Genomic DNA, 19,804 nt, shown 5'->3' with positions numbered 1-19,804 from the left:
CTCATCGGAAGGACCCGCAATGACCAGTCCCTTGGTCGGCAAGACCGTCTTGATCACCGGCGCCGCCCGCGGCATCGGCGCGGCCACCGCCCGACTCGCCGCCGAGCGGGGTGCCCGGGTCGCGCTGGTCGGCCTGGAGCCGGACCTGCTCACCCGGCTCGCCGAAGAACTCGGCCCTGAGCACGCCTGGTACGCCGCCGACGTGACCAACCAGGCGGAGATGGAGAAAATGGCCATCGACGTCGTACGCGACTTCGGCGGCATCGACGTGGTGGTCGCGAACGCGGGTGTCGCCAACAACGGCACCGTCGCGGTGAACCCGGTGGACGCGATCGTACGGACCATCGACGTGAACCTGATCGGCGTGATCCGTACGGTCAAGGCCACCCTGCCGATGGTGACCGCCCGGCGCGGCTATTTCACGTTGATCTCGTCGGCCGCCGCCTTCACCGTGATGCCGGGCATGGCCGCGTACTGCGCGTCCAAGGCCGGCGTCGAGCAGTTCGGCAACGCGCTGCGGTTCGAACTGGCCTATCGGCACGTTGGCGTCGGCACCGTGCACCCCAGCTGGATCGACACCGACATGGTCCGCGACCAAAAAGAGGACTTCCCCACTTTCAACGAGACACTGAAGAAGCTGCCGTGGCCGTTGAACGTGACCACCTCGGTCGACGCATGCGCGCTGGCGATCGTGGATGGCATCGAGCGTCGCCGCCGCCGGGTGTACGTGCCGCGCGCGGTCGGCTTGATCGAGAAGCTCAGGCCGATCACCCTCGGCCCGATCGGCGCCGCGCCGATCATGGCGCAGGCCCGCAAGCTGGTGCCGCAGATCGAGCGGGAGATGGCCAAGCTCGGCCGCTCGTTCGGTCGCAGCAGCGCCGGGCTCGGCGCCGAACCCAAGCCCGCCACCCCGGCGGCGAGCCGCAACGGGCGTACCCGCGCGGCCGCCAAGTCCTAATTCGGTTGTGGTCCGGGGAGGGCTCTGGTTCACTCCCCGGCAACAGCTGATCTATCCAAGGAGAGCGGAATGCGTCCTGCCGTTGTGTCCACCCAGAAAGGAACTGACACCTATCTAGAGGACATGACGCGTAGTGAGCACGCTGAACTTGGGGATTCTGGCACACATTGACGCTGGTAAGACCAGCCTGACCGAGCGGTTGCTCTATGCCGCCGGCGTCATCGACGAGATCGGCCGCGTCGACGACGGCAACACCCAGACCGACTCGCTCGCGCTGGAACGCCAGCGCGGGATCACGATCAAGTCGGCGGTGGTGTCCTTCGCCATCGACGACGTCACGGTTAACCTGATCGACACTCCCGGGCACCCGGATTTCATCGCCGAGGTGGAGCGGGTCTTGAGCGTGCTCGACGGCGCGGTGCTGGTGATCTCGGCCGTTGAGGGCGTCCAGGCGCAGACGCGGGTGCTGATGCGTACGCTGCGGCGGCTGCGGATACCGACGCTCATCTTCGTCAACAAAGTAGACCGCCGAGGTGCCGCGTACGACGACACTTTGCTGGCCATCGCGACGAAACTGGCACCTTCTGTGGTGCCGATGGGATCGGTACGGTGCATCGGTACGGCGGCTGCCGACTTCCAGCCGTACACCGCCGAAGACGCTGATTTTCGGTCCCAGGTGGTCGAGGTGCTCGCGGACCACGACGAAGACTTCCTTGCTGCCTATATCAACGACGAAAAGGCGGTGTCGTACGACAGTCTGCACCGCGCACTGGCGGCACAGACCCAGCGGGCGCTGGTGCATCCGGTGTTTTTCGGCTCCGCCATCACCGGTTCTGGTGTGACTGACCTCGCCGAAGGCATCAAGAAGTTGTTGCCAGCGGCCGAAAGTAACACCTGCGGGCCGGTGTCCGGCACGGTTTTCAAGGTCGAACGCGGGACCGCCGGCGAGAAGGTCGCATACGTCCGGATGTTCTCCGGGGTGGTACGCACCCGGGACAAGATGCGATTTGGCCCTCAGCGAGCGGGAAAGGTCACCGCGGTCAGCGTTTTCGATGGCGGGTCGTTGATCCCCACCGGCCGGGTGGCGGCCGGGCAGATCGGCAAACTCTGGGGCCCTACGGAGATCCGGATCGGGGATTCGGTTGGGGACACGCGTACGACCTCTGAGCACTATTTCGCGCCGCCGACCTTGGAAACGGTGGTGGTTCCCAGCCGTCGGGCCCAGAAAGGCGCACTACATGTTGCGCTCGCCCAGCTGGCCGAACAGGATCCGCTGATCGACCTGCGACAGGACGATCTCCGGCAGGAAATCTTCGTCTCGCTCTACGGCGAGGTGCAGAAGGAGGTCATTCAGGCGACGCTGGCCAGCGACTACGGCATCGAGGTGGCTTTCCAGGAAACCACCACGATTTGTATCGAGCGACCCGCCGGCAGTGGCGGAGCCGTCGAGTTTATCAACAAGGAAGCCAATCCATTCCTGGCCACCGTCGGACTCCGGGTCGACCCCGCCCCGATCGGCGGCGGTGTGAGCTTTCGACTGGGAGTCGAGCTCGGCTCGATGCCCTACTCGTTTTTCAAGGCCGTCGAGGAGACCGTGCACAAAACGCTGCTACAGGGGCTGTACGGATGGCAGGTCACCGACTGCATGGTGACCATGACCCACTCCGGCTATTTGGCACGGCAAAGCCATTCGCACGGCACCTTCGACAAGTCCATGTCCAGCACCGCAGGTGATTTCCGCAATCTGACTCCGTTGGTTCTGCTGACCGCGCTGGAAAACGCCAGCAGCACGGTGTACGAGCCGATGCACTCGTTCCGGCTCGAGCTGCCGGCCGACACCGTCGGACCGATCCTGCCAGCTCTCGCCCGGCTCCGCGCCGTCCCGAGACTGCCGGCGGCGGTCGGCCAGTCGGGCGTACTGGAGGGCGAGATCCCCGCTGCCCAGGTGCACGAGCTGCAGCAACAACTGCCCGCCCTGACCCGCGGCGAGGGCGTCCTGGAAAGCGCGTTCGAGCGATACCAGCCGGTCAGTGGTCAGGTCCCGCGTCGGTCCCGCTCGGACCACAACCCACTCAACCGCAAGGAGTATCTGCTGCATGTCGTACGACGGGTCTAGCCAGACCGCATCGACGCGATGCGTGCGCCAAACGCACGCATCGCGTCGATGCGGTAAGTACGGGGAAGGCGGTGACCTGAGGCACCCGGATTCCGAGCCGATCCGCGGTGCCAGGCGTACGTGCGATGCTGTCGGCATGGGAACTGGGGGCAGGGACACTGGGGACACCGGCAACGCGACCGCACCGGACCCGGCCGCTGTCCTGGAGCGGATCCGGGCGGCGGTGATCGGCGACGACGAGGTCATGGACGGCCCGTACGGGCCACGCCGGGTCACGTACGCCGACTACACCGCGTCGGGGCGGGCACTGGGTTTCGTCGAGGACTTCATCCGCGACGAAGTGTTGCCGCGGTACGCCAACACCCACACCGAGTCCTCCGGCACCGGGTTGCAGACCACCCGACTGCGCGAGGATGCCCGGCAGGTCATCGCGGACGCGGTGGGCGGCGACGGGGAGACCGTGGTGATGTTCTGCGGCTCCGGGTCGACGGCGGCGATCGACAAGCTGATCGGCGTGCTGGGGCTGCGGATCCCGGCCGAGCTGGACGACCGCTATCACCTGATCGACCAGATTCCGCCGCAGGAACGGCCGGTGGTGTTCATCGGGCCGTTCGAACACCACTCCAACGAGCTGCCCTGGCGGGAGTCGATCGCGGACGTCGTACAGATCCGTGAGGACAGCGACGGCCACATCGACCTCGAGCACCTGGACGCCGAGCTGTCCCGCTATGCCGAGCGGCCGCTCAAGATCGGGTCGTTCTCGGCCGCCAGCAACGTCACCGGCATCGTGTCGAACACCTGCGCGGTCGCCGACATCCTGCACCGGCACGGCGCGCTGTCCTTCTGGGACTTCGCGGCCGCCGCGCCCTACATCGAGATCGAGATGTATCCGTGCTGCCCCACCCACCCGGCCGCGCGCAAAGACGCCGTGTTCATCTCGCCGCACAAGTTCATCGGCGGGCCGGGCACTCCCGGAGTTCTGGTCGTACGCAAGGAACTGCTGCGCAACCGCGTGCCGGACGTGCCTGGCGGCGGCACGGTGGCGTACGTGAACCCGCAGGAACACCGCTATCTCGACGACCCAGTGCAGCGCGAGGAGGGCGGCACACCGGCGATCGTCGAATCGATCAGGGCCGGCCTGGTATTCGGCCTCAAACAGGCGGTCGGGACCAAACTCATCCGCGCCCACGAGGACGACTTCCTGCGCCGCGCGGTGGCGTCCTGGCAGCAGAACCCGAGCCTGGAGATCCTCGGCAACACCGAGGCGGAGCGGCTGTCCATCGTCTCGTTCATCGTGGAGCGCCCGAGCGGCCGGTTCGTCCACCACAACTTCGTGGTCGCGCTGCTGAACGACCTTTTCGGCATCCAGTCCCGCGGCGGCTGCTCCTGCGCCGGCCCGTACGGTCACCGGCTGCTCGGCATCGACCTGGCCCGATCTCACGAGTTCGAGCGGGAGATCACCATTGGCTGCGAGGGCATCAAACCCGGTTGGGTACGGGTCAACTTCAACTACTTCATCTCGGACGTCGTCTTCGACTACATCGTGCAGGCCGTCCACCTGGTCGCGAGCGACGGTTGGCGGCTGCTGCCGGACTACCTCTTCGATCCGGAGACCGGCCTTTGGCGGCACCGGAACGGACCGGTCGACCCGCCGTTGCGGCTGTCGATGCTGCACTACGACGAGTCAGGGGCGCTGCGGTATCCAGCCCAGCGCCGCAGCGCGCCCGAGTCAGCGCTCGGGGGTTATCTCGAGGATGCCCGCAGCATCCTTGATGCGGCCGGTGAGCCGGACTGCGATCTCCCCACCGGCAGTCTCTCCGAGGACTTCGAACATCTGCGCTGGTTCGAACTACCAGCCAGCTGCCTACGCCCCTAAAGAGCGGGCGACGACCGTACGCAGGCGCTCCAGCACGCCGTCGAGGGTCCCGAGGAATGCCTCCAGCTCGGCACCGGACAGGTGCCCGAAGAGCTGACCGGCGAACTCGTGCCAGCCCGTTTCCATCGAGGCGGCGGTTTGGGCGCCGTGATCCGTCAGCTTCACCAGGATCGCGCGACGGTCGGTCGGATGTGGGGTCCGTACGACGAAGTTGCCCCCCTCGAGAGCGTCCACCAGCCCGGTGATGTTGCGCGGGGTCACCTTCAACGCGTCACTCAACGCCCGCTGTGTGGTCGGGCCGCTGTGGTGCAGCTGCCACATGATCGTGGCCCTCGCCCGGGTCAGCCCCAGCTTCGCCTGACCCGCGTCCATGTCGGCCGCCATCAGGAACGACAGCTCCATGACGCGGCCGAGTGCCGCTTCCGGGCTGACCGACTCTTCGGATGCTTCTTCATTGTGTATATCATTCACTATGTTGCTGCCTCCGCAGTCATCGTAGCGACGCGTACGCCCAACAGCCGCCCCAGGAGGAACCGTGTCCGCGCCTTCGTACCCGTTCCCGACCGCCAACCCCGTCGAGCCGCCAGCCGAGTTCGCGAAACTTCGCGAGCAGGCGCCGGTCAGCCGCGTCACCACCAGCCAGGGAGCGCCGGCCTGGCTGGTCACGAGATATGACGACGTACGGTCCGTGCTCGCCGACCCGCGGATGAGCGTCGGGATCCCCGGCGCGCCGGCCGGCACCGAGAACGGCACCCTGTTCCAGGACCCGCCCGCACACACTCGACTGCGCCGGCTGGTCGCGAAGGCCTTCACCGTCCGCCGGGTCGAGGAGCTACGGCCGCGAACCGTACGGCTGGCCCACCAGCTCCTTGACGAGATGGATTCCCCCACCGACCTCCGGGAATCGTTCGCGTTTCCGCTACCCGGCAGCGTGATCGGCGCCCTGCTCGGGGTGCCGGACGACGAGCTGGCGACCTTCCGGACGTGGTCGGACAAGCTCATCACGCTCGCCGATTTCGAGGCGGCCGGCGCTGGCGAGGTGTACGGGCAGCTGATGGGCTACTTCAGCGACCTGGTCGATCGCAAGCGCAGGGCACCTACCGAGGACGTGCTCAGCGACCTGATCGCGGTTCGAGACGAGGACACCGGGCGGCTCAGCCAGCACGAGCTGGAGATGATGGGGCTGATCCTGCTGCTGGCCGGCTACCTCGGCACCGCCAACGCGCTGTCCATCGGCACCATCAAGCTGATCGAGGACGGCCGGCTGGCCCTGCTGCGCGATCACCCGGACAAGGTGCCGGCGGCGGTCGAGGAGGTGCTGCGCTTCCAGTCCGGCGCGGCCGAGTTGCCCCGGTACGCGGCAGCCGACCTGGAGATCGCCGGTACGGCCATTCAGGCCGGCGACATGATCGTGCCGTCGCTGCAGGCCGCCAACCACGACCCCGGCCAGTTCGCCGACCCGGGCAGCTTCGACCTTGACCGTACGGGCCGGCAGCACCTCGCCTTCGGCCACGGCATCCACCACTGCCTCGGCGCGGCGCTGGCCCGGATGCAGCTGCAGGTCGCCTTCACCGCGCTGTCCACGCGACTGCCCGGACTCCAGCTGGCGGTCGACCTCGGCGACCTGCGATGGCGTACCAACATGTTCGGCGACCGGCTGCTCGAGGCACTTCCCGTTCGCTGGTAGCCGCACGACGATGGCCTGGCTCGCCGAACCGGGCCGGGCCGCTCGTACGTGCTGGAATCTAGGCGGTCTCGACGAGCGGGGGCAGCTCCGCCGCGAGGGTTTTGGCCTGCCGACGCCGGGCGATGACGACAACCACGACCATTGTCACGAACAACGGGACCATGAGGCACAGGTAGAGCGGCACCGTGAGTGCGGCGGTCTGTTTGGTCAGGGCCGTCCAGTCCCACACTCCGTGACACAGACTGGCCGCCAGATAGCCCAGCACCACCCACGAAATCCGCGCCACCGGGTTCCGGCGGGTAATGGCGATCGTGACGCCGACCGCAACCAGGCTGGTGAACAGTGGATGGATGAACGGCAGAAAGACCATCCGCAGGACGAGCGGAATGACCAAGGGCCCGACCGTCGCCGCGGTCATCGGTCCGGCCAGGAACTTTCCGACCGGCCCGCCGAGATAGAGGATGTTCTCGGTGGCCGCGAAGCCGACGGCGGCCACTCCGACGTACGTGATGCAGTCGACCAGGTCGGTGATGCGGCGCCGGCAGAACATCAGCAGCCCGACCAGGAACAGGCCTTTCAGTCCTTCCTCGGTCAGCGGCGCGATGAGCAGCGGATACGCCGTGTCGGCGGCCGCTTGGCCGAGAGTCATCCTGACCATCCACTGCGCGCCGGACTCGATCGGGATGGACGCGAGCGCGCCGAAACCGGCGCCCCAGAGCAGGGCCGCCAGCAGCCAGCGCCGGGGCTCCCGCGCCCATCGGCTGACCCAGCCGAAGGCGGCGAGGACGCCGGTGAGCTCGACTCCCGAGAGCACGATGCCGGACAACACACCGATCGGTCCGACCTGCGGCCAGACCCAGCCGACCGCGGCCAGCCAGCACAGTACGGACGCGACCACGCCGATGATCGCAAGGCGCCTACCGCGTCCCGAAATTATGGGTTTGACCTGCTGATTCTCACTGATTGGCATGCATCGGACGCTACGGTCAGCAGCTTGCTCGCCGCGTCGTCGGCGCGACCCACATCGGCGCCTAAGCCGGGTCCTTCGCAGGGAGGACGGCCGGACGCGGGAGGTCGGCGCGGACCGTCCAGCCAGCGCCTTCGACACCGGCACGCAGACTGCCGCCCAACAGTTCGGCCCGCTCCCGCATGCCCACGATCCCGAGCCCGGCGCCGCCACCGGCCAACCGCTGCCCGGCGCCTGGACCATCGTCGCTGACCTGCACAGACACCGTTCCAGCAGTGTGTTCCACGCGTACCCGGGTGGGCGACGGTCCAGCGTAGCGCAGGGCGTTCGTGAGCGCCTCCGTGATGATCCGCTGCGCGAACAGCTCGGCGTCGCCCGGGATCGCCGCCGGCTTGCCGACGACCTCCGCCTCGACCGGCAGGCCGGCGGACCGGATCGGATCGAGCAGCTGGTCCAGGCCCACCTCATCCAACGTGACGCCGTGCTGCTCAGGCGTCAGGCCAGTCAGCTCGGGCAGCGCTTGCGCGATCCGCCGACGGAGTCGGCGATGTGCGCCAATGCCTCGGCTCGCCCGTCCGGATCGGGCGCCATCCGCGCCGCGCCGGCCTGCACGGCGACCGCGGAGACGTGATGGGCGACGACATCGTGCAGGTCGCGGGCGACCCGCAGCCGCTCCTGGGCGACCGCCTCCCGATCCCGCGCCTCGGCCCGTTCGTGCTGGTCGCGCTCGACCTGCAGCCGGTGCCGTCGGATGAGTACGCCGGCTAGCCAGAGCGGCACGACGCCGACGTACGCGAGGACCGCGCTGGGGGTACCGCCGAGCGGAAACCAGGCCAGGTCGACCGGCGCGGTGATCGCGACGACCACCGCCGATCGCAGGACACGCTCGTACGAGGCCGCGCCGCACACCAGGACGAGCCAGCCGGCCAGTGCCACCAGGTTCGTGGCGTTCAGGGCTCCGGCGGCCAACGCGCCCGTGGCCCAGACCAGCAGTGCGGGCAGCGGCGCGGTTCGCCACCAACCGATGACGGCGAACTGCACAGCCACAGCCAGCAGCGCGAGTGGCGATCGCAGCGGCAGGTCGAGCAGCGCGAGCAAATGGTCCAGCGACGGTACGCCCAGGTGCGGGATCGGCAGCGTACCCAGCAGGACCGCCGGCACCACGAACGCGGCCAACGCGACCAGCCCGGCCCGGTCGGGAAGCGGCACCCGCCAGCGGTCCGCGGACTCCTCGACTGGCCTGCTTTCGGGGTCAGCACGCAGAATGCCTAAGACGCGACGCATGGCGGCCAGCACGGCCCGAGCCTGCGCGCTCAGCCGGCGCAAGTCGTCGTCCGCGGCATCCGCGAGCCGCTCGCACTGCTCGACCAGCCGGCGAAGGCCAGTGAGCACACCGCTGCCGATTTCCTCGGCGATCCGGGCCCGTTCGGCCGTCAGCGCCGCGGTTCGCCGAGCCTGGTCGCGGTGCTGCCGCTCCCAGTCCGCTCGTCCGGCCGCGGCCCTCGCGAAACGCCCCGCGAGGGCGCCGACGAGCACGAACACGGCGAGCGTGAGGGCAAGCGCGACCGCGGTTGCCGCGCGGGTCAGCAGGTCGCCGGGAGCGATCGGGACCAGCGCCGCACCAGCGACGACCGCCGCCAGAAGCGGACCGGCGAGCCAGCCCAACGCACGGCCCGGCGCCCGCGCGACCGCGAACGCGAGCACGGCCCACGCATAAGTCGGGTAGGCCCCGATCGCGACGAACTGCACAGCCGCGACCAGCGCCAGCAGCGCGTACGCGCGCCGTGGCCATCGACGTCGGAACAGCACGGTCCCAGCCTGCGCGGACGTGGTCACCACTCCGGCGGCGATCGCGGCCGTGCCGTCGAACAGGCCAGGAAGGCCCGGTAGCGACGGGTCGACCGAGGCCGCTACGTCGATCAGGCCGAGCAGCAGGACGACCGCGGCCAGCGCCCCGTCGCCGGCCCGCGTCCCGGGTAAAGCGTCAGCCGCCGTTCTCGCCACTCAGCAGGCCGTTCTCGTAGGCGAAGATGACCAGCTGGACGCGGTCCCGCAGCGCCAGCTTGCCCAGCAGCCGGGAGACGTGTGTCTTGACCGTCGTCTCGCTCAGGAACAGCCAGTTGGCAATCTCGGCGTTGGACATTCCGGTCGCGACCAGGCCGAGAACCTCGCGCTCGCGGGCGGTGAGCGTGCCGGCAGGGCCGCTGTCTGGACCGAGGTCGGTCGGTACGAACGAGCCGACCAGGCGCCTGGTCACGGACGGCGAGAACAACGAGTGCCCGGCGTGCACCGTACGGACCGCGGTCTGCAGGTCTTCGGGCTCCACATCCTTCAGGATGAAGCCGGACGCGCCAGCGCGCAGCGCGTCATAGACATGCCGGTCCAGGTCAAATGTGGTCACGACGAGGACGCGGATGGCCGGATCGCCGAGCGCCAGAATCAGGCGCGTCCCTTCGATGCCGTCCGTGCCTGGCATTCGCACGTCCATGAGCACGACATCCGGCCGCAGTTTCCCGGCTAGCTTCGCGGCTTGCACGCCGTCCGCAGCCTCTCCCACGACCTCGATGTCGGGCGCGGCGTTCAGGACGGTTCGCAGCCCGGCGCGTACGACGGCCTGGTCGTCGGCCACCACAACACGCACGATCTGCTCCTTGGTCCGGGTCCGCCCAGTGCCCAAATCCTGGCACAGCGAATGGCCCGGCTCACCGAGGTGGGCCGGGCCATTCGTACGTGCTGAGAGAAAGACTAGACGTTGACGCCGAAGTCCTTCGCGATGCCGGACAGGCCGGACTGGTAGCCCTGGCCGACTGCCCGGAACTTCCACTCGGCACCGGCCCGGTAGAGCTCACCAAAGACCAACGCGGTCTCGGTGGAGGCGTCCTCGGTGAGGTCATAGCGGGCGATCTCGGCGTTGTCCGCCTGGTTCACCACCCGGATGAAGGCGTTCCGGACCTGGCCGAAGTTCTGCTTGCGGGCTTCCGCGTCGTAGACCGACACCGGGAAGACGATCTTCTCGATCTCGGCCGGCAGGCCGGCCAGGTTGACCTTGATCGACTCGTCGTCGCCCTCGCCCTCACCGGTGGTGTTGTCACCGGTGTGCTCGATGGTGCCGTCGGGGCTGGTCTTGTTGTTGAAGAAGATGAAGTGCTTGTCGGAAACGACCTTGGCGTCGGCGCCCAGCGCGATGGCGCTGGCGTCGAGGTCGAAGGCGTCACCGGTGGTGGTGCGCAGGTCCCAACCCAGGCCGACGATGACGGCGGTCAGGGTGCCGCCGGCTTCCTTGGTCAGCGAGACGTTCCCGCCCTTGGACAGGCTAACGGCCATGACTACGTGTCCCCTTCGTTCCTCTTTTTACCGGCGCTTTACCGGATGGTCAGATCCGTGGATGCTACCGGCCGAAGCTGAGAAGGGGCTGACAACCGTACGCACCGTCACCAGCCGCGCCCCCACACCGGCCGGCCCTGACGCTAGTGCACGACAGCAGGACACGCCTCGCTGGGCTGGACCGTCAAGCCCTATGGGCTGCCCGTTCGGGCACCTGCGCGAGCGGTCGGTTCGACTGGTCCGCACCCGCATTTCGTACGATCGACCGGATTACCCGGCGCCACCGCGACGGTCCCGCGCGCGGGGTCGGATCCGACCTGCTCGCCATCCAGTCAGTAAAGCGATTTTTACTCGGCGGCCTCGCGGATCGCCCGGAGTGCTGACTTGCGCGTACGACCCTTGAGACGGTCGATGTAGACGATGCCGTCCAGGTGATCGGTCTCGTGTTGCAGGCATCGGGCCATCAGGCCGTCGCCTTCCACAGTGATCGGCTTCCCGTCCGCGTCCACGCCGGTGACGGTGGCCTCGCTGCCCCGTTCGGTCGGGAACCAGAGGCCCGGCAGCGACAGGCAGCCCTCGTCGCCGTCCTGGAGGCCTTCGGTCCGGACCAGTCGCGGGTTGACCACATATCCGAGGTCGCCGTCGACGCTGTACGAGAACACCCGCAGCGACACCCCGATCTGCGGCGCGGCCACCCCGGCCCGGCCGTCCATGTCGGTCGTCTCCAGCAGGTCGTCGATCAGCCGCCGCAGGTTCGCGTCGAAAGAGGTCACCGGGTCCGCCGGAGTCCGCAACACCGGGTCCCCGAGCAGCCGGATCGGCCGTACTGTCACTCTCTCGTCCTTCTTTCCCAGGGCTCAACCACCGCGGACCGCCGTGATCGTTCGATAACGACCGCGTACGTACGCCAGCAGATCGTCGTCGTCGCTGTCCAGCAGCTGGATGTCGTCCACGGTCGCGGTGACCAGCGAGCTCCAGCCCATCGGCCGCTGCTCCACCACAGTGACGATCGCGACCGCCGCCGCGTCGGCCAGCACCGGCCCGACCGGCCCAGCGGACCACTCCCCGGTCCGGAACGGCCCACCCGGAGACGGATGGAGCCCGGCGAAGACATCGGCAATCGTACGGTGCGGCCACCGCAGCACGTTGATCACCGCCTGCCCGCTGTCGCCGACCGCCTCGGCCAAATCACTGTCCGGGTCCAGCAGCCCGCACACCGTCGGCGGCTCGCCGCCGGCCATCAGCATCGACGACACCGTCAGGCCGGCCGCCGCCGAACCGCTACCGGCGGTCCACACCGTCACCGGCGCGACCAGCCGCCCACGCAGCTGGCGAGCCGGGTCCCGGGCGTCCGCCGGCGCGGCGAAGGGATGCTCCGGGTGGATGGCGGCGCCGGGTTCGGGTGACTCGTTCACCCATTCAACGTAGAGCCTGTCCGCTCAACTGCACCCTGTGACGGCCCGCTGCCAGCCTGTCTCGGTCTCGCGTCGGCCGTCCCGATTGACCCTGTGCGGCCAGTAAAGGGCGCAACCGCACGGCGTACACTCCGCCAACGTGAGCACCTTCCCACCGCTCCCGCGTTAGTCCGGCGAGGCTGTATGCCCGGACGCCGCCAGGCCTCCTCGGTGCAATCGCACCGCCGCCGCAAGGCTCGCCGTTATCGGTTGGCCATCGCTCCGTGGATCGTCATCTCCGCGGTAGCCGTCCTTTTGCTGTCCGGAGTCACCGCCGGGTACGCGTGGCTGGCCCAACAGGGCTGCAAGGGTGCGCCGACCACGTTAAGCGTGGTCGCGGACCCGGACCACGCCAAGATCCTGTCGTCGCTGGCCCAGCAGTGGACCCAGAAGAACCCGGAGATCGGTGGTTCTTGCGCGGCCGTCTCGGTGGCCTCCACCAAGTCCGGGGACGTGGCTGGCACGCTCAGTCCGACCTGGGATCCCAAGCGGGACGGCCCTCGCCCGGACGTGTGGGCGCCGGACTCCTCGACCTGGATCCGGGTCGCGCAGGCCCGCCCCGAGGCGTACTCGATGTTTCCCACTCTGCAGCCGAGCATCGCCCGGTCGCCGGTGGTCATCGCGATGCCCCGGCCGATGGCGCTGTCGCTGGGCTGGCCAAACGCGCCGATCGACTGGCGCAGCCTGGTCACCACCTTCACCGGCAGCCACAGCTGGAAAGACTTCAAGCACCCGGAGTGGGGCAACTTCCAGATCGGCATGACCGACCCGACCAAGTCGACCGCCGGGCTGGAGGCACTGCTCGCGATCACCGACTACAACGACGACGAGCAGATCAGCCAGGACGAGCTGAACCACACCAGCGACCTCGCCAAGGAGGTCACCCGCTACACCCCGGACAGCGACTCGATGTTCGGTGCGCTGCAGATGGCCGACACGCAGGGCAAGGCGCTGCAATACGTGTCAGCGTTTCCGGCGCTGGAGCGGGACGTCTCGGACTACAACCAGACCAGCCCGCAGGTCCCGTTGGTCGCGGTCTACCCCAAGAGCGGCACGGCTGACGCGGACTTTCCCTATCTGGTCCTGAACGCGCCCTGGGTGGGTGCGAAGCAGAAGCAGATTGCCGCCGCGTTCCTGAGCTTCGTGCAGGGCCCGGTCGGCCACAAGGCGTACGCCGACGCGGCCTTTCGCGGGCCAGACCGGTCCGCCAGCCCGCAGCTGACCGAGGCCCGCGGCTTTCAGCCCAAGATCGCGGTGTCCGCCCGGATGGCGTTGCTGCCGGACTCGATCACCCGGACCGTGGTCACCTGGACGGCGCTGCGACGAACGGTCAACGCGCTGGCGGTGGTCGACGCGTCCGGCTCGATGGCGGACAACGCGCCCGGCGGGCAGGGCAGCAAGCTCCAGCTCGCCGAACAGGCGGCCGAGCACGCGGTCGGCCTCTTCAACGACCAGAGCGAGCTCGGGCTCTGGGAGTTCTCCACGCAACGTACGGACAGCACCGATTACAAGGAGCTCGTACCGATCGGCCCGATCACCGCCAGCGTCGGCGGCGACACCCGCCGGGCGGCGGTCACCACCGCTCTGAAAGGCCTCACCGCCAAGGGTGGGACGGGTCTCTACAACACCGCGCTGGCCGCTTACAAAGCCGCCCAGGCCGCGTACCAGCCGAACCGCGTCAACCTGGTGCTGCTGCTGACCGACGGCAAGAACGAGGCGACCACCAGCGACCTCACCAAGTCCCAGCTGCTGACCCAACTGCGGTCCGTCGCGGACTCCTCGCGGCCGGTCGAGATCATCACCATCGCGTACGGCCGGGACGCGGACTCGACTGCGTTGAAGGACATCTCGACCGCGACCGGTGGCCGCGAATACACCTCGCTGGATCCCAACTCCATCGACACGGTGTTGCTGACCGCTCTGTTCGGCAGCAGCACCTAACAGCAATCCTCTGGCGGCACGACGTTTCCGCCGCTGGCAACCTGCCCGCGGCGGAAACGTCGAACTCCTGAAGGTCATGCGGCGGCCGAGACCGAGTAGTCCTTCAGGTCGCCGGTGTCAGCGTTCTTCTTCGCCATCTTGGTGAAGACGCCGGTCATCAGCTTCGAGGACAGGATCCGGTACGTGCGGTTGCGCGAGCGGATCTTGCCGTCGGTGGGCGGCACCAGGAACTTGCCGGCGCCGGCCGCGAACTTCTGGGACTTGTCCATGATCGGCCGCATGATCTCCTCGTAGCGGGCGAATCCCGCCTGGAAGTCACCGCCGGCCGCGGCCAGCTCGCCGGCCAGCGTGTACGCGCCGAGCATCGCGTGACCGGTGCCGTTACCGCCGGGGCCGGCGGACCAGGCGGCGTCACCCAGCACGGCCACCCGGCCACGGGACCAGCTCTCCAGCTTGATCTGGCTGAGCGAGTCGAAGTAGAGGTCGGTCGCGTTGCCCATCGCCGCCAGCAGCTGCGGAACCATCCAGCCGGCCCCGCTGTAGTGCTCGGCCACGATCCGCATCTGCTGCTGAGGGTCGCGCCGGTTGTACGCGACCGGCTCGGTGCCGAACACGAAGGTGGCGATCGCCCGGCGGGTGTCCCGGCCACTACTGAGGTTCACGTAGCGGTTCGGCTCGTTGTAGATCCAGCCACTGTGGTCAAGGCCGAAGGTGTTCGGGACCGAGAACGAGGCCGCGTAGTAGCCGAGGTCGGTCTTGAACTGCGCCTCGTCGCCGAACGCCAGCCGGCGTACCGCCGAGTGCAGCCCGTCCGCGCCGATGACCAGCCCGAACGTCCGCGGTGCCGACCGCTCGAAGGTCACGTCCACGCCGTGCTCGTGCTGGGTCAGTGCGGTGATCCGGTCACCGAAGACGTATTCGGTGTGGTCCTTGGTGTGGTGGTAGAGGATCTGCGCGAGGTCGCCGCGGTCGATCTCCAGCTCACCGCTGAAGAGCATCGCCGGCAGCGTTGAGACGTGCTTGCCGGTGCCGTCGACGATCTTCAGGTCGCCCATGTGGCTCTCGCAGGCACGCAGGTCGTCGAGGATCCCCATCCGCTCCAGCAGGGCCAGCTGGTCGCCGCGGAAGTCGACCGCGGAGCCGCTGGCCCGCAGCTGGGAGGCCTGCTCGACGACGGTGACGGCGTAGCCGTACCGGGCCAGCCAGAACGCGAGGGTGGGGCCGCCGATGCCAGCGCCGGAGATCAGGACGGAACGGTTCATGACTACTCCTTGAGGAGGTGGTGGTTTTCGGTGCTGGGGTAACCGTACAAGACGTTCATCCATCTGGTCAATCCATTTGGATAAACCATTTGGAGCAAACATCGGGTAGGCTCCTGAGCATGGGAAACAGAGAAGATTTGCTCGCCGGTGCGCTGGCGTGCCTCAAAGACAGAGGGTGGGCTCGTACGACAGTGCGGGACATCGCCACCGCCGCCGGCGTCAACCACGCGGCCATCGGATACCACTTCGGATCCCGCGACGCGCTGCTGACCGAGGCGTTCATGCTGGCCATGGAGGAATGGGGCGACGAGGTCGAGAAGGCCACCGCGGCCGGCGTCGATCCGGACGCGAGCCCCCGTGAGCGGTACGAGGCGTTCTGGCGAGAAGCGATCGCGTCCTTCGGCCGCAGTCGGGAGCTCTGGCTGGCGACCATCGAGGCCGGTGTCCAGGCCGAGCACACCCCGAAGATCAAGGAGCTGGTTCAGATGGGTATGCAGATGAGCCGCACCGGCTTCGCGTCCAAGTTGCTCGGCGTTCCGGAGGAGACACTGGACGGGCAGACCGCGCGTACGGTCGGCAGCATCCAGCTGGCTCTGATGTCCGGGTTGTTGATGCAGTGGTTGATCGACCCGGAGAACGCGCCGTCCGAACAGGACATCGCGGACGGCCTGGTCGCTCTCGCGGCGCATATCACGAACTCGCCACGCGCATGAGGGGAACGAATCAGTTGCCCGGGAGCGCAACTGCTGGTCCGACCCCGTGCAACCTGTTATGGATCTGTCACCGCTGGTAGGCCGGATGGGCGGCAGATAACGTTTAGATGCCCAATCGCGAAATTTTTATCCACAGGGTGTGCCGAAGTCGCCTGCAAGGGCTTGCAGCGTGGGATCATAATGTGAGCACAACCACACACCGGAATACTCGCCAGCGGAGACACACCATGTGTTTGCACCAACCCACCTGCCCCGACGCTCAGGCTTCGGACCACGACGCGGCCCACGTTGTCGCCGCGCATCCCGAGCAGGGCTGGAGTCTTCTGTGCAACGGCGTGATCCTGTTCGCTGACTGCGGTGAGATCCTGCCGGACGGAAGCGCGATTGCCCCGTGCCCCCGCCCGGCGATGCACTCCGCGGCCTGACCGAGCACCACGCCGTACCCGTCGATCGCCTGTCCCCAAAGCAGGACAGGCAGTCGACCGGCCGCCGCTTTGGCTAGTGCTACCGAGCTAGGCGAAGTCCTCCGGCGGCGGGCATGAGCAAACCAGGTTTCGATCTCCGTAGGCACCATCGATCCGGCGCACCGGCGGCCAGTACTTCGTCGCCGCGGTGACCCCGGGCGGGAAGACCGCTCGCTGCCGGTCGTACGGGTGGGTCCAGTCCTCAGCCAGCGTCGCGGCCGTGTGTGGCGCGTTCCCCAGCGGGTTGTCGTCCGCCGGCCAGTGGCCCGCGCCGACCCGGTCGATCTCCGCACGGATCGCGATCATCGCCGCCACGAACCGATCCAGCTCGCCCAGGTTCTCCGACTCGGTGGGCTCCACCATCAGCGTGCCGGCCACCGGGAACGACATCGTCGGCGCGTGGAAGCCGTAGTCGATCAGCCGCTTCGCCACGTCGTCCACGGTCACGCCGGTCGTCTTCGTGATCGGCCGCAGGTCCAGGATGCACTCGTGCGCCACCAGCCCGCCCGCGCCGGTGTAGAGCACCGGGTAGTGCGCGGAGAGCCGGCGGGCCAGGTAGTTGGCCGCGAGCACCGCGCTGCCGGTCGCGTTGCGCAGGCCGTCCGGGCCCATCAGCCGCAAATAGGCCCAGGAAATCGGCAAAATGCCCGCCGACCCGTACGGTGCCGCCGCCACCGGACCGACCGTGTCGGCACCCGGCCGCGGCTCGATCGGGTGGCCCGGCAGATACGGCGCCAGGTGCTCGCGGGCCGCCACCGGACCGACGCCGGGACCGCCGCCGCCGTGCGGGATGCAGAAGGTCTTATGCAGGTTCAGGTGCGAGACGTCGCCGCCGAACCGGCCGGGCTTGGCCACCCCGAGCAACGCGTTCAGGTTCGCTCCGTCGACGTACACCTGCCCGCCGGCATCGTGCACCGCCGCACACACGTCCGCGACGGTCGCCTCGTACACGCCGTGGGTCGACGGGTAGGTGATCATCAGCGCCGCGACATCGTCCCGGTGCTGGTCCAACGTCGTACGAAGGTGGTCCAGGTCGACGTTGCCGTCATCGTCGCAGCGGACCACCACGACCTTCATGCCGGCCATCACCGCACTCGCCGCGTTGGTTCCGTGCGCGGAGGACGGGATCAGGCACACATCGCGATGGGTGCCGCCGTTGGCGTCATGGTACGCGCGAATCGCCAGCAGACCAGCCAACTCACCTTGGGCGCCGGCGTTTGGTTGCAGGCTGACCGCGTCGTACCCGGTCGCCTCCGCCAGCCACGTTTCCAGGTCGTCGATCAGCGCCGCGTACCCGCGGGCCTGCTCCGGCGGCACGAACGGGTGGATGCCGGCGAACTCCGGCCAACTGATCGGCTCCATCTCGGCCGCCGCGTTCAACTTCATCGTGCAGGAACCGAGCGGGATCATGCCACGGTCGAGGCCGTAGTCCTTGGCGGCGAGTCCCCGCAGGTAGCGCATCATCGACGTTTCCGAGCGGTGCTGGTGGAAAACGTCGTGCCGCAGGTACGACGACGTGCGCAGCAGGTGCTCTGGCAGGCCGTCCGCGGTCGCGGTGTCCAGCGCCTCGATGTCCACATCGGACACTCCGAACGCCGCCCACACCTCCCGGAGCCGGTCGGCGGTGGTCGTCTCGTCGCAGGCGATGCCGATGAGGTCGTCGCCGGCGAGTCGCAGGTTGATGCCCCGGTCGGCCGCCGCGGCCACGATCCGGGCGGCCTCGGGCGTACGCACCTGGATGGTGTCGAAGAAGGACTCGTGAACGACGGTGAACCCGGCGGCCCGCAGTCCGGCCGCGAGGACCGCCGCGTACCGGTGGGTGCGCTCGGCGATCAGCCGCAGCCCCTCCGGTCCGTGCCAGGTCGCGTAGAACGCGGCGATCACCGCCAGCAGGACCTGGGCCGTGCAAATGTTGCTGGTCGCCTTTTCCCGGCGAATGTGCTGCTCACGGGTCTGCAACGCGAGCCGGTAGGCGGGGCCGCCATCCACGTCCTTGCTCACTCCGACCAGCCGGCCAGGCAGCATCCGCTGCAGACCGTCCCGCACAGACATGTAGCCGGCGTGCGGGCCGCCGTACATCAGTGGCACCCCGAACCGCTGGGACGTACCGACCGCTATGTCCGCGCCGGTCTCCCCCGGCGACCGCAGCAGCGTCAGCCCGAGCAGGTCGGCGGCCATCGCCACCAACGCGCCACGCTCGTGCGCTGTGGCCGTGATGGCCTCGAAGTCGCGGACGACCCCGGAGGCGCCCGGATACTGCAGGAGGACACCGAAGAAATGGCCGTCCGGCAGGCCCTGGCTCAGGTCGGCGTCCACCACCGAGATGCCAAGGCCGTCAGCGCGAGTGCCGACCACTGCCCGCGTCTGCGGCAGAACATCTTTGTCGACAAGGAAAGCCGCCTCTTTGGGTGCCTTCGAGGCGCGCCGGCACAGCGTCATCGCCTCGGCCGCCGCGGTCGACTCGTCCAGCAGGCTGGCGTTCGCGATGGGAAGCCCGGTCAGGTCCTCGATCATGGTCTGGAAGGTCAGCAGCGCCTCGAGGCGACCTTGGCTGATCTCCGGCTGGTACGGCGTGTACGCCGTGTACCAGGACGGGTTTTCCAGCACGTTCCGGCGGATCACCGGCGGTGTCACGGTGTCGTAGTAGCCGAGGCCGATCATCTGCGCCATCGGCCGGTTCCGCGCCGCGTACTCCCGCAGCTCAGCGGTGACGCCGGCCTCGGTGCCGGCGGCCGGCAGGTTCAACGCCTCGTCCAGCCAGATGCTGGCCGGCACGGCCGCGGACAGCAGCGCGTCCACCGACGCGTACCCGAGAGTGGACAGCATCTTGGCCTGATCCACAGCAGCGAGGCCGATGTGCCGGTTGGCGAACGGAACGCCCGCGGACAGGTCGTCGAGAGTGGGGCGGTCGGTCATCGTCGACTCCGGAGGTGGGACGGGCGGGCAGCGGTCTTGCTGGCCCGCGGGCCTTCCTCCCCCTCTGTCATGGAGACCTGAGAGCTTCGCCCGTACGCGCACGGACTTGCACCGTCGGTGAGACGC

17 protein-coding genes are annotated in these 19,804 nt (G+C 68.3%); 7 read left to right on the top strand and 10 right to left on the bottom strand.

Annotation, left to right across the window (positions count from 1 at the left end):
* The first annotated feature begins 19 nt into the window (after nucleotides 1–19).
* The 3 genes from ABD301_RS24470 to ABD301_RS24460 all read left to right on the top strand — a co-directional run bounded on the left by ABD301_RS24470 (nucleotide 20) and on the right by ABD301_RS24460 (nucleotide 4,950).
* On the top strand, nucleotides 20–958 hold the full coding sequence (locus ABD301_RS24470; protein ID WP_163572897.1) for an SDR family oxidoreductase: 939 nt from the start codon (nucleotides 20–22) through the stop codon (nucleotides 956–958).
* A 133-nt stretch (nucleotides 959–1,091) separates the two neighbouring features.
* Entirely contained in the window at nucleotides 1,092–3,074 is a 1,983-nt protein-coding gene (locus ABD301_RS24465; protein WP_344312818.1) for a GTP-binding protein, read from the top strand.
* A 136-nt stretch (nucleotides 3,075–3,210) separates the two neighbouring features.
* Entirely contained in the window at nucleotides 3,211–4,950 is a 1,740-nt protein-coding gene (locus ABD301_RS24460; RefSeq protein ID WP_344312817.1) for an aminotransferase class V-fold PLP-dependent enzyme, read from the top strand.
* On the opposite strand, the gene ABD301_RS24455 is transcribed toward ABD301_RS24460, so the two are convergent.
* Nucleotides 4,939–5,421, bottom strand: coding sequence for a MarR family winged helix-turn-helix transcriptional regulator (locus ABD301_RS24455; protein ID WP_344312814.1), 483 nt, complete (start codon nucleotides 5,419–5,421; stop codon nucleotides 4,939–4,941). The two genes, ABD301_RS24460 and ABD301_RS24455, sit on opposite strands and share 12 nt — an antisense overlap.
* 64 nt (nucleotides 5,422–5,485) lie before the next feature.
* Between ABD301_RS24455 and ABD301_RS24450 the strand changes: the two genes are divergently transcribed.
* The gene (locus ABD301_RS24450; RefSeq protein ID WP_344312812.1) at nucleotides 5,486–6,637 is read left to right on the top strand and encodes a cytochrome P450; all 1,152 of its coding nucleotides are present in this window, start codon (nucleotides 5,486–5,488) and stop codon (nucleotides 6,635–6,637) included.
* 58 nt (nucleotides 6,638–6,695) lie between these two features.
* Here the strand turns inward: ABD301_RS24450 and ABD301_RS24445 are convergent, their stop codons facing one another.
* The 7 genes from ABD301_RS24445 to ABD301_RS24415 form a co-directional block, all read right to left on the bottom strand.
* Nucleotides 6,696–7,535, bottom strand: coding sequence for a PrsW family intramembrane metalloprotease (locus ABD301_RS24445; RefSeq protein ID WP_163572893.1), 840 nt, complete (start codon nucleotides 7,533–7,535; stop codon nucleotides 6,696–6,698).
* 133 nt (nucleotides 7,536–7,668) lie between these two features.
* The gene (locus tag ABD301_RS24440) at nucleotides 7,669–8,067 is read right to left on the bottom strand and encodes a sensor histidine kinase (RefSeq protein ID WP_313885912.1); all 399 of its coding nucleotides are present in this window, start codon (nucleotides 8,065–8,067) and stop codon (nucleotides 7,669–7,671) included.
* Nucleotides 8,068–8,108: 41 nt separating this feature from the next.
* Entirely contained in the window at nucleotides 8,109–9,608 is a 1,500-nt protein-coding gene (locus ABD301_RS24435; RefSeq protein WP_344312811.1) for a histidine kinase, read from the bottom strand.
* Nucleotides 9,589–10,245, bottom strand: a complete 657-nt coding sequence (locus ABD301_RS24430) for a response regulator (RefSeq protein ID WP_425551975.1) — start codon at nucleotides 10,243–10,245, stop codon at nucleotides 9,589–9,591. Before ABD301_RS24430 ends, ABD301_RS24435 begins: the two co-directional genes overlap by 20 nt.
* A 104-nt stretch (nucleotides 10,246–10,349) precedes the next feature.
* Nucleotides 10,350–10,928, bottom strand: coding sequence for a TerD family protein (locus ABD301_RS24425; protein WP_344312810.1), 579 nt, complete (start codon nucleotides 10,926–10,928; stop codon nucleotides 10,350–10,352).
* Nucleotides 10,929–11,275: 347 nt separating this feature from the next.
* Nucleotides 11,276–11,761 (bottom strand): peptide deformylase, encoded by a 486-nt coding sequence (def, locus tag ABD301_RS24420; protein WP_344312809.1) that lies wholly within the window; start codon nucleotides 11,759–11,761, stop codon nucleotides 11,276–11,278.
* Nucleotides 11,762–11,785: 24 nt separating this feature from the next.
* Nucleotides 11,786–12,343: a flavin reductase gene (locus tag ABD301_RS24415; RefSeq protein WP_344312808.1), complete on the bottom strand. Its 558-nt coding sequence runs from the start codon at nucleotides 12,341–12,343 to the stop codon at nucleotides 11,786–11,788.
* A 183-nt stretch (nucleotides 12,344–12,526) separates the two neighbouring features.
* Between ABD301_RS24415 and ABD301_RS24410 the strand changes: the two genes are divergently transcribed.
* Nucleotides 12,527–14,323 carry a substrate-binding and VWA domain-containing protein gene (locus ABD301_RS24410; protein WP_344312806.1) on the top strand — a complete coding sequence of 599 codons (1,797 nt, stop codon included), beginning with the start codon at nucleotides 12,527–12,529 and terminating at the stop codon, nucleotides 14,321–14,323.
* Nucleotides 14,324–14,397: 74 nt separating this feature from the next.
* Here ABD301_RS24410 and ABD301_RS24405 read toward each other — a convergent pair whose 3' ends face one another.
* Nucleotides 14,398–15,585, bottom strand: coding sequence for an FAD-dependent monooxygenase (locus ABD301_RS24405; RefSeq protein ID WP_344312805.1), 1,188 nt, complete (start codon nucleotides 15,583–15,585; stop codon nucleotides 14,398–14,400).
* A 119-nt stretch (nucleotides 15,586–15,704) separates the two neighbouring features.
* Here ABD301_RS24405 and ABD301_RS24400 point away from each other — a divergent pair, with 119 nt between their 5' ends.
* Nucleotides 15,705–16,298: a TetR/AcrR family transcriptional regulator gene (locus ABD301_RS24400; RefSeq protein ID WP_163572885.1), complete on the top strand. Its 594-nt coding sequence runs from the start codon at nucleotides 15,705–15,707 to the stop codon at nucleotides 16,296–16,298.
* 227 nt (nucleotides 16,299–16,525) lie between these two features.
* Nucleotides 16,526–16,723, top strand: a complete 198-nt coding sequence (locus ABD301_RS24395; protein ID WP_344312804.1) for a DUF5999 family protein — start codon at nucleotides 16,526–16,528, stop codon at nucleotides 16,721–16,723.
* Nucleotides 16,724–16,810: 87 nt separating this feature from the next.
* Here ABD301_RS24395 and gcvP read toward each other — a convergent pair whose 3' ends face one another.
* Nucleotides 16,811–19,678, bottom strand: a complete 2,868-nt coding sequence (gcvP, locus tag ABD301_RS24390) for an aminomethyl-transferring glycine dehydrogenase (RefSeq protein WP_344312802.1) — start codon at nucleotides 19,676–19,678, stop codon at nucleotides 16,811–16,813.
* Between the last annotated feature and the right edge of the window lie 126 nt (nucleotides 19,679–19,804).

This window comes from Fodinicola feengrottensis (genome assembly GCF_039530045.1).
In the GTDB taxonomy this organism is placed as follows: Bacteria; Actinomycetota; Actinomycetes; order Mycobacteriales; family HKI-0501; genus Fodinicola; species Fodinicola feengrottensis.
This window is presented reverse-complemented; position numbering and strand designations above follow the sequence as displayed.

What these genes read in the sequence shown, in the direction of transcription:
- ABD301_RS24470 (WP_163572897.1), top strand. Translation starts at nt 20, where the DNA reads ATGACCAGTCCCTTGGTCGGCAAGACCGTCTTGATCACCGGCGCCGCC.
- ABD301_RS24460 (WP_344312817.1), top strand. Translation starts at nt 3,211, where the DNA reads ATGGGAACTGGGGGCAGGGACACTGGGGACACCGGCAACGCGACCGCA.
- ABD301_RS24425 (WP_344312810.1), bottom strand. Translation starts at nt 10,928, where the DNA reads ATGGCCGTTAGCCTGTCCAAGGGCGGGAACGTCTCGCTGACCAAGGAA.
- ABD301_RS24410 (WP_344312806.1), top strand. Translation starts at nt 12,527, where the DNA reads ATGCCCGGACGCCGCCAGGCCTCCTCGGTGCAATCGCACCGCCGCCGC.
- ABD301_RS24405 (WP_344312805.1), bottom strand. Translation starts at nt 15,585, where the DNA reads ATGAACCGTTCCGTCCTGATCTCCGGCGCTGGCATCGGCGGCCCCACC.
- ABD301_RS24400 (WP_163572885.1), top strand. Translation starts at nt 15,705, where the DNA reads ATGGGAAACAGAGAAGATTTGCTCGCCGGTGCGCTGGCGTGCCTCAAA.
- ABD301_RS24395 (WP_344312804.1), top strand. Translation starts at nt 16,526, where the DNA reads ATGTGTTTGCACCAACCCACCTGCCCCGACGCTCAGGCTTCGGACCAC.
- gcvP (WP_344312802.1), bottom strand. Translation starts at nt 19,678, where the DNA reads ATGACCGACCGCCCCACTCTCGACGACCTGTCCGCGGGCGTTCCGTTC.